The organism is Micromonospora sp. 15K316, assembly GCF_004348525.1.
Lineage (GTDB): Bacteria > Actinomycetota > Actinomycetes > Mycobacteriales > Micromonosporaceae > Micromonospora.
This window is the reverse complement of sequence record NZ_SMKG01000245.1, coordinates 1-8,373: the sequence shown is the minus strand read 5'-3', so window position 1 is coordinate 8,373 and position 8,373 is coordinate 1. Positions and strand designations below refer to the sequence as shown.

Annotated in this window: 10 protein-coding genes; 1 reads left to right on the top strand and 9 read right to left on the bottom strand. The window is 73.9% G+C overall.

Translation table 11 applies throughout. The annotated features are described in order from the left end of the window. Nucleotides 1-517 (bottom strand): MauE/DoxX family redox-associated membrane protein (locus tag E1211_RS28115; RefSeq protein ID WP_132352580.1); only part of this gene is annotated, 517 nt, incomplete at its 3' end. Between the two features lie 159 nt (nt 518-676). Here E1211_RS28115 and E1211_RS28110 point away from each other — a divergent pair. After that, nucleotides 677-892: a hypothetical protein gene (locus E1211_RS28110; protein WP_132352578.1), complete on the top strand. Its 216-nt coding sequence runs from the start codon at nt 677-679 to the stop codon at nt 890-892. A 28-nt stretch (nt 893-920) separates the two neighbouring features. Here E1211_RS28110 and E1211_RS28105 read toward each other — a convergent pair whose 3' ends face one another. The 8 genes from E1211_RS28105 to E1211_RS28070 all read right to left on the bottom strand — a co-directional run bounded on the left by E1211_RS28105 (nt 921) and on the right by E1211_RS28070 (nt 8,343). Then, complete coding sequence (locus E1211_RS28105) at nt 921-1,412, bottom strand: S26 family signal peptidase (RefSeq protein ID WP_132352576.1); 492 nt, start codon at nt 1,410-1,412, stop codon at nt 921-923. A gap of 3 nt (nt 1,413-1,415) precedes the next feature. Next, the gene (gene pheT, locus E1211_RS28100; RefSeq protein ID WP_132352574.1) at nt 1,416-3,995 is read right to left on the bottom strand and encodes a phenylalanine--tRNA ligase subunit beta; all 2,580 of its coding nucleotides are present in this window, start codon (nt 3,993-3,995) and stop codon (nt 1,416-1,418) included. A 39-nt stretch (nt 3,996-4,034) separates the two neighbouring features. After that, nucleotides 4,035-5,105: a phenylalanine--tRNA ligase subunit alpha gene (gene pheS, locus E1211_RS28095; protein ID WP_132352586.1), complete on the bottom strand. Its 1,071-nt coding sequence runs from the start codon at nt 5,103-5,105 to the stop codon at nt 4,035-4,037. Between the two features lie 168 nt (nt 5,106-5,273). Beyond that, nucleotides 5,274-6,122: an RNA methyltransferase gene (locus E1211_RS28090; RefSeq protein WP_132352584.1), complete on the bottom strand. Its 849-nt coding sequence runs from the start codon at nt 6,120-6,122 to the stop codon at nt 5,274-5,276. A 73-nt stretch (nt 6,123-6,195) separates the two neighbouring features. Beyond that, complete coding sequence (rplT, locus tag E1211_RS28085; RefSeq protein WP_120683834.1) at nt 6,196-6,588, bottom strand: 50S ribosomal protein L20; 393 nt, start codon at nt 6,586-6,588, stop codon at nt 6,196-6,198. 31 nt (nt 6,589-6,619) lie between these two features. After that, nucleotides 6,620-6,814: a 50S ribosomal protein L35 gene (rpmI, locus tag E1211_RS28080; protein ID WP_007458415.1), complete on the bottom strand. Its 195-nt coding sequence runs from the start codon at nt 6,812-6,814 to the stop codon at nt 6,620-6,622. Between the two features lie 20 nt (nt 6,815-6,834). Next, nucleotides 6,835-7,467, bottom strand: coding sequence for a translation initiation factor IF-3 (gene infC / locus E1211_RS28075; RefSeq protein WP_132352572.1), 633 nt, complete (start codon nt 7,465-7,467; stop codon nt 6,835-6,837). A 399-nt stretch (nt 7,468-7,866) separates the two neighbouring features. Beyond that, nucleotides 7,867-8,343 (bottom strand): PH domain-containing protein, encoded by a 477-nt coding sequence (locus E1211_RS28070; RefSeq protein ID WP_207915538.1) that lies wholly within the window; start codon nt 8,341-8,343, stop codon nt 7,867-7,869. Nucleotides 8,344-8,373: the final 30 nt, after the last annotated feature.

The window sequence follows — 8,373 nt, the reverse complement described above, 5'->3', positions numbered from 1 at the left end:
GGGTGGGGGCGAACAGGGCCACGAGGTCGTCGAGGCGTACCACCACGGCGGCGAGCGGAACGGCCACCCCGGCGGCGAGCAGCGCCGCCGACGGCGGCAGGACCGGCCCGGCGGTGGCCCAGCCGAGCAGGCCGAGCAGCGCCGCGACGGTGAGTGCCAGGTTCCGCACCACGTGCCGCCGACCGATCGGCGCGTCGGCGGCGCCGAAACAGCGACAGGCCGGGCGGGCGCCGCGACGCAGCGCACCGACGATCGCCCCGGTGAGCACGCCGAGCAGCCCGGCCGCCAGCAGCAGTCCGGCGGGCGCGGTGACCCGAACGGCGAGCAGCACCACGACCGCCGCCTCGGTGGCGACCGCCAGCCGGGCGACCGGGTACGCCCAGCGCTTCGGCACCCCGAACTGGTTCACCGACCCGACGAACCCGGCGAAGCCGGCGCGGGTACGCAGCTTGCCGACCACCGCGGCGAGGAACACCAGGGCCAGCAGCAACCGCGCGGCCAGCTCCACCGCTCGCATCCGTCCGCACCTCCTTCGCGTGGGGAGGCCCACGCTAGGAGCGGCGGATACAGCACGGATACATCGGTGTACGCCGGCGCCGGTGTCGGCTGTAGGTGCGGTGTACGGGGCGGCCGTAGCGTGCCGGCAATCGACCACCCGTCGGAAGGAGGTGAACGGATGTTCCGTCGACTGGAGGGCCTCGGCGAGCGGCTGCTCGGCGTGTTCGTGCCGAAGGTGACCGCCGCCGCCGGCTGCCCACCGGACCCGTGGTGCGCGGTGTGCGGCACGTGTTACTTCAAGCGGTGCAGCTACAGCGGCTCGTGCGCGGTGAACTGCGGAGGATGCGGCTACTACTGCACGGCCGGCGCCAGCACCATGACGTCACTGTGCTGATCCCGCACTCGGGTGTGCCGCGCGGCCGTCACCGACCGCGCGGCACGTCCGTCTCCGGCCGCAGCCGCGGCCGGATCACCACGCCGCGCAGGTCCGGCTCGGGGATGTAGCCGCACTCCCGTGAGTCGTAGCTGAACGGCGGGTTGTCGCCGAGGACCACCAGGTGGCCCGGGGGGACCTCCCGCTCCGGCCGCTCCCGCAGCAGCGGCACCCGGTCCACCGGCACCGGGTCGCCGGGCACCGCGTACGCCCGCTTGATGAGCAGGCCCGGACCGCCGTCGCCGGGCCGTGTGGGATGGCGGGCGGTCATCGCCGCCGGCGCCACCACCACGACCACGTCACCCGAGCGGACCCGGGCGAGCGGCACCCGCCGGGCCAGCACCCGGTCGCCGGGGCGCAGCGTGGGTTCCATGCTGCGACCCACCACCGAGACCAGCATCAGGTGCCGGCGGGCCCAGAGCAGGCCGATGGTGGCCACCGCGAGCGCGGCGGCCACCACCGACCACCCGATCACCGGCACCGGTCACGCGCCGCGCAGGGTGGCGCCGAAGCGCTCGGCCGCCACGGCGACCGCCGCGTCGCGGGCGGCCACCGCCTCCTCCACGGTGAGCGTCCGGTCCGACGCCCGGAAGGTGAGCTTGTACGCCAGCGACGTGCGCCCGGCCCCGAGCTGCTCGGAGGTGTAGACGTCGAAGAGGCGGACGTCCTCCAGGAGCTCACCGGCGCCCTCGACGAGAGCCCGCTGCACCAGCGCGGCCGGCACCGAGTCGTCCACCACCAGCGCCACGTCGATCAGCGCCGGCGGGAAACCGGAGACCGCCGGGGCCGCCAGCATCGGCGCGGCGGGCAGCAGGTCCAGGTTGAGCTCCATGGCGCTGGCGCGACGGGGCAGCTCCAGCGCCGCGACCACCGTCGGGTGCAGCTCACCGGCGTGCCCCACGACGACGCCGTCCACCAGCAGCTCGGCGCAGCGGCCCGGGTGCCACGGCGCGTACTCGGCGGCCCGGACCTCGACCCGGTCGACCGGGATGCCGGCGGCGGCCAGCACCGTGCGGCCGGCCTCGATCGCGTCCGCCCACCCGGCCGCCCGGCCCGCGCCCCACCAGCCGGCGAGCTCGATCTCGCCGACCAGCACGGCGGCGACGTGCCGGGGCTGCTCGGGCACGACCGCGTCCGCGGCGGCGAACTCGGCGTCGGTCGGCCGCCGATCCACTCCCATCGCCGGCGGGCTGCCCGCGCCGGGACGGGGGTGGAAGACCGACCCGATCTCGTAGAGCGCGAGGTCGCGGTGACCCCGGCCCAGGTTGCGCTTGAGCACCCCGAGCAGCGGGCCGAGCAGCGTCGTGCGCAGCATCGGCTCCTCGTCGGAGAGCGGGTTGGCCAGCCGCACCGCGGGGCGGCGCGGGTCGTCGGCCGGCAGGCCGAGCAGGTCCGGCAGCTCCGGCGAGACGAACGGGTGGGCGAGCACCTCGACGTACCCCCGGTCGGCCAGCGCCTGGGCGATCGTGCGGCGCCGGCGCTGCTGCCAGGTCAGGCCGCGACCGGCCGGCGCCACCGGCAGCACCGACGGCACCTTGTCGTACCCGTCGAGACGGACCACCTCCTCGACCAGGTCGGCGGGGTCGACGAGGTCCGGACGCCAGCTCGGCGGGGTGACGCTGAGCGACACCCCGGCGCTGGCGGCCACTCCGACCGCGCCCGGGTCCTCGGCGAGCCGATCCGCCCCCTGCGCCACCGCGCAGCCCATCTGCTCCAGCAGGGCCACCACCCGCGCCGGCGGGTAGTCGACGCCGATCCGCCGGGTCGGCAGGTCCGCCGGCAGCGTGATCGGGGTACGCGGCGACACGTGGTCGAGGTCCAGGATCTCGTCCCCGGCGGTCCCGCCGCCGTACTCGGTGAGCAGCCGTACCGCCCGCTCCAGGGCGACCAGCGGCAGCGCCGGATCAACGCCCCGCTCCCAGCGCTTCGCGGCCTCGCTGAACAGCTTGTGCCGGCGCGCGGTGCGCCCGACCATCACCGGGTCCCAGTGGGCGGCCTCGAAGAGCACGTCGGTCGTGCCGGCGACGACCTCGCTGGTCTCGCCGCCCATCACCGCGGCGAGCGAGATCGGCACGCCCGCGCCCTCGCCGGCGACGGGATTCGGCAGCCCGGCGTCGCAGATCACCATGTCCTCGGCGGCGAGGACGCGCTCCACACCGTCCAGGGTGGTCAGCTTCTCCCCCGCCGCGGCCCGGCGGACCACCAGCGGGCCGGCGATCCGGCCGGCGTCGAAGGCGTGCATCGGCTGGCCCAGTTCGAGCATCACGTAGTTGGTGATGTCGACCGGCAGCGAGATGCTGCGGATACCCGCGGTGGTGAGCCGCCGCTGCATCCACCCGGGCGTGGGCGCGGTCGGGTCGACGCCGCGGACCATCCGGGCGGCGAACCGGTCGCAGCCCACCGTGTCCCGCACCTCGACCGGGTACGCCGGTTCCGGCGTGCCGCCCGGCGCGGGCGCGAGGCCCGGGTCGCGGAACGGCACCCCGAACGCGTGCGACAGCTCCCGGGCCAGACCGCGCAGGCTCAGCCCGTAGCCCCGGTCCGGGGTGATCTCCAGTTCGAGCACGACCTCGTCGAGGCCGACCACCGGCCGGGCGTCGTCGCCGGGCTTGGCCGGGCTCTCCTCGGGCAGCACCAGGATGCCCTCGTGGTCGTCGCCGAGGCCCAGCTCCCGGACCGAGCAGATCATGCCGTTGGAGTTGCGGCCGTACGTCTTGCGCGCGCCGATGGCGAACCCGCCGGGCAGCACCCCGCCGGGGAGGATCACCACGACCCGGTCACCGGGGGCGAAGTTGCGCGCCCCGCAGACGATCTCCTGCGGCTCGCCGGTGCCGTTGGCGGCCCCCACGTCGACCCGGACGAACCGGATCGGCTTCTTGAAGCCGGTCAGCTCCTCGATCTCCAGCACCTCACCGACCACCAACGATCCGGTGACGTTCTCCCGCAGGTCGGTCACCGAGTCGACCTCGATGCCGAGACCGACCAGGGCCTGCGCCAGGTCGTCGGTGGACAGGTCGGCGGGGAGGTCGACGTACTCCCGCAGCCAACTGACAGAAACTCGCATGACTCAGACCACCGTCTCCGTAACTCGTGCCCGCATCGCCTACGCCCCGGTCCCGAGCGCCCGGCTGAACCGGACGTCGCCCTCGAAGAGGTGGCGGATGTCGCTGACCCCGTGCCGGACCATCAGGGTCCGGTCGATGCCCATGCCGAACGCGAAGCCCGAGTACACCTCCGGGTCGATCCCGCAGGCGCGCAACACCCGGGGGTTGACCATCCCGCAGCCGCCCCACTCGACCCACTGCGGGCCGTCGCGGTGCTCCGGGAACCAGACGTCGAACTCGGCCGACGGTTCGGTGAACGGGAAGTAGTGCGGCCGCCACCGGGTCTTCGCGTCCGGGCCGAAGATCGCCTTGGCGAAGTGGTCCAGCGTGCCGCGCAGGTGCGCCATGGTGATGCCCTTGTCCACCACCAGGCCCTCCGCCTGGTGGAAGACCGGGCTGTGGGTGGCGTCCACCTCGTCGGTGCGGTAGACGCGGCCCGGGCAGATCACGTAGATCGGCGGCTTGCGGCTGAGCATCGTCCGGGTCTGCACGTTCGACGTGTGGGTACGCAGCACCAGGCCCGACCGGTCCGCGGGGTCGATGTAGAAGGTGTCCATCAGCCCGCGGGCCGGGTGGTCGGCGGGGATGTTCAGCGCGTCGAAGTTGACCCACTCCAACTCGACCTCGGGGCCCTCGGCCACCTCGTAGCCCATCCCGACGAACAGATCGCTGACCTGCTCGATGAGTGTGCTGAGCGGGTGCCGCGCGCCTCGGGGCTGCCGGTCGTACGGCAGCGTCACGTCGACGCGCTCGGCGACCAGCACCCGCTCGGCGTGCTCGCGCTCCAGCGTCTCGGCGCGGGCGGCGTACGTGGTCTCGATGGCCCGGCGGGCCTCGTTGACCCGCTTGCCGGCGTCGGACTTGGCGGCCGGCGGCAGCGCGCCGATCTCCCGGCGGGCCAGGGAGACCGGCGCCCGGTCACCGAGGTGGGCCGGGCGCAGCGCGGTCAGCGCGTCCGGATCGGTGGCGGCGGCGAACGCCTGCTCGGCGTCGGCCACGGCCGCGGCCAGGGCGGCCGGGTCGAGCAGGGCGACCTGCTTCGGGTCGTACGGATCGTTGCGGTAGGTCATGGCGTACGGGTACTCCCTCACGGCGGCGCCGACCCTCGCGGGTGGCGAAGCGAGTCTACGGACGCGCGGCTTCGCCGCAGCCCGCCGGTGGGAGTTGCGCAGGGAGCAGGTGTCAGGCCCGCCGCCCGCCGGCACCGGCGGGCTGGCTAAACGAACGCCGTGGCGCGTTCATGGACGGCTGGTCTCCCCGGTCGTGACGTTCGCGCGACCGGATCCCGGCCGGCGCTGTGCTTTCGCTGAAGAGTACAGGCAGACGGCGGCGGCCGCAGCGAGGTTCAGGCTCTCGGCGCGCCCGTGCAGGGGCACCCGGACGCGGGCGTCGGCGGCCTCGGTGAGCGACTGCGGCAGGCCGTGCGCCTCGGAGCCGAAGAGCCAGGCGGTCGGCGCGGCGAGCCGGCCGGCGTCGGCCAGGTCGTCGAGGTCCTCGTCGCCGTAGCCGGTCGTCGCGAGCACCGCGAACCCGGCGGCGCGCAGCGCGGCGACCACCTCGATCGGGTCGCCGGCGCGGACCACGTCGACGTGGAAGAGACTGCCGGCGGAGGCCCGCACGCACTTGCCGTTGTACGGGTCGACGGCGTCGCCGGCGAAGACCACCGCGCCCGCTCCCGCGGCGTCGGCGGTGCGCAGCACGGTGCCGGCGTTGCCCGGATCGCGGATCTCGGCGAGCACCGCGACCAGCCGGGGCCCGCCGTCGAGGGCCTGCGCCAGCGGCACGTCGAGGTGCCGGCAGACGGCCACCAGCCCCTGCGGGGCCATGGTCTCGGCCAGGGCGACCAGCGCGTCGTCGGTCACCGCGGAGACCGGCACGCCACCTCCGTCGGCCCGGGCGGCCAGGTCGGCGTACCGGTCGAGGGCGGCCGGCGTGCCGAAGAGCTCGGTGACGACGCCGGGCACGGCCAGCGCCTCGCGCACGGCCTGCGGGCCCTCGGCGAGGAAGCGGCCGGTGGCCTCGCGGTCCCGGCGCCGGTGCAGCCTGCGGGCGGCGACCACCCGGGGCGTACGCGGGGTGAAGAGCATCGTCACCTCAGACACGCGGCGAGGCGCCTCCCGTCAGGGTCGACGAGGGGCGCCTCACTCCAGACGCAGGGGATCAGGCGGCCTGGGCCGCCGCACCGCCGGTGCCCTCGGCCGCGACCGCGGCCCGAGCCACCTCGACGATCGCCGCGAACGCGGTGGCGTCGTTGACGGCCAGGTCGGCCAGGATCTTCCGGTCGACCTCGATGCCGGCCAGCTTGAGGCCCTGGATCAGGCGGTTGTAGGTCATCCCGTTGGCGCGGGCGCCCGCGTTGATCCGCTGGATCCAGAGCTGCCGGAAGTCGCCCTTACGGTCGCGACGGTCCCGGTAGGAGTACTGCATCGAGTGCAGCACCTGCTCCTTGGCCTTGCGGTAGAGGCGGGAGCGCTGACCGCGGTAGCCGCTCGCGGTCTCCAGCAGGGTACGGCGCTTCTTCTGGGCGTTCACAGCCCGCTTGACGCGTGCCATCTCAACTCCTTCTTACGTCGGGTGGCGCGCGTCAGCGGCCGAGCAGCTTCTTGATGCGCTTCACGTCGGCCTTGGCCAGCACGACCGTGCCGGTCAGCCGCCGGGTCTGGGTGGAGGGCTTCTTCTCCAGGTTGTGCCGGAGGCCGGCCTGCTGGGCAACGATCTTGCCCTTGCCGGTCACCTTGACCCGCTTGCCCATCCCCGTGTGGCTCTTCATCTTCGGCATGTGGAACGTCTTCTCCCCTGTTACTGGCCGCTGGTGTCAGCGGTCGTGCCGGTCTCCCCGGCTGCTGCGGTCTCGCCGGCCTCCGGGGCGGAGCCTTCCGCGGCCCGGTCCCGAGGCGCTCCGCCCCGGGTGGCCGTCGCGGCGACCGCGGCGGCCTTGGTGGCGCGGTGCGGCGCGAGCACCATGATCATGTTTCGACCGTCCTGCTTCGGAGCGGCCTCGACGTACCCCAGCTCCGAGATCTCCGACTCGAGCCGGCGCAGGAGCCGGTAGCCCAGCTCCGGTCGGCTCTGCTCGCGACCGCGGAACATGATCGTCACCTTGACCTTGTCGCCGGCCTTGAGGAACCGCACCACGTGACCCTTCTTGGTCTCGTAGTCGTGCGGATCGATCTTCGGTCGGAGCTTCATCTCCTTGATGACGGTCTGCTGCTGGTTACGCCGCGCTTCGCGCGCCTTCAGTGCGCTCTCGTACTTGAACTTGCCGAAGTCCATGAGCTTGCACACCGGCGGGCGCGCCATCGGCGCAACCTCGACCAGGTCCAGATCGACGTCCGCGGCCAGCTGAAGGGCGCGCTCCAGTGGGACGATGCCCACCTGCTCACCCTCGGGACCGACCAGTCGGACCTCACGTGCCCGGATCTGCTCGTTCACGCGTGGTTCGACGCTGATGGGGCCTCCTCGAGTCGAGTGTCTGCTGCGTGCCGACCCTGCGGCTCCCGGGCGGGAGCCGACCCGGAAAGCAGAAGGCCCCGGCGCATGCCAGGGCCCGCTCGACCGGTCAGCACGATCACATGGTCGCGCATCCGGCGCCGGGACGTGCCCGGAACCGGTGACCGGACCCGGCCACCGTGGCGGCGACTCGGGTGGGAGCAGGCGCTCCACTTTCATGGCGCCCGCGGAAACGCAGGCAGCCTGGTCGACGCGACAACACTACACCCTCACCACCGCCACCAGCCAATCCGGGGCATCCGACAGGCCCAGCGGCGGGTGTTTCCCGGCCGGAGCGCGATGATCGGCACGGCGTCCGGTCTCCGGGGCGGCGCGGACCGGTCAGCGCTGGGGGCCGGCGCTCTCGGTGACCCGGGCCAGGTGCGCCTGGTGCAGGCGGCGCAGCGCGCGCACCCCCTCGACGGCCAGCTCCTTGTCGGCCGCCTGGAGGGCGATCATCGGCAGCAAGTCGTCGTCGTGCAGCTCCAGGCTCGCCCAGGGCGCTCCCCGGTCGAAGCGGACACCGCGTACGACCTCCCACGGCAGCTCGTACGAGCCGACCAGGTTCCGCACCCGGACGCCCCGCGTGTCGGCCTCCACCCGCGGGCGGGTGAAGACCAGGAGGACGAGCGCGCCGAAGATGCCCAGCCCGACCATGGCGAGCTGGTCGCCGCGCTGGAAGGTGCCGTAGCCGTCCCCGGTGGGGCCGTGCAGCGAGGTCGCCACCAGGGCGAAGACCACCACCAGGACGGCCGCCGAAGCCCAGCAGACCACCCGGATGCGCCGGGGCCGCAAACTGATCAGCTCGGGTTCGCTCACGCCACCAGTCTGCCACCCGCCCCCGACCGG

Coding starts and splice junctions, on each gene's coding strand:
- E1211_RS28110 (WP_132352578.1), top strand. CDS start 677: ATGTTCCGTCGACTGGAGGGCCTCGGCGAGCGGCTGCTCGGCGTGTTC.
- pheT (WP_132352574.1), bottom strand. CDS start 3,995: ATGCGAGTTTCTGTCAGTTGGCTGCGGGAGTACGTCGACCTCCCCGCC.
- pheS (WP_132352586.1), bottom strand. CDS start 5,105: ATGACCTACCGCAACGATCCGTACGACCCGAAGCAGGTCGCCCTGCTC.
- E1211_RS28090 (WP_132352584.1), bottom strand. CDS start 6,122: ATGCTCTTCACCCCGCGTACGCCCCGGGTGGTCGCCGCCCGCAGGCTG.
- rplT (WP_120683834.1), bottom strand. CDS start 6,588: ATGGCACGCGTCAAGCGGGCTGTGAACGCCCAGAAGAAGCGCCGTACC.
- rpmI (WP_007458415.1), bottom strand. CDS start 6,814: ATGCCGAAGATGAAGAGCCACACGGGGATGGGCAAGCGGGTCAAGGTG.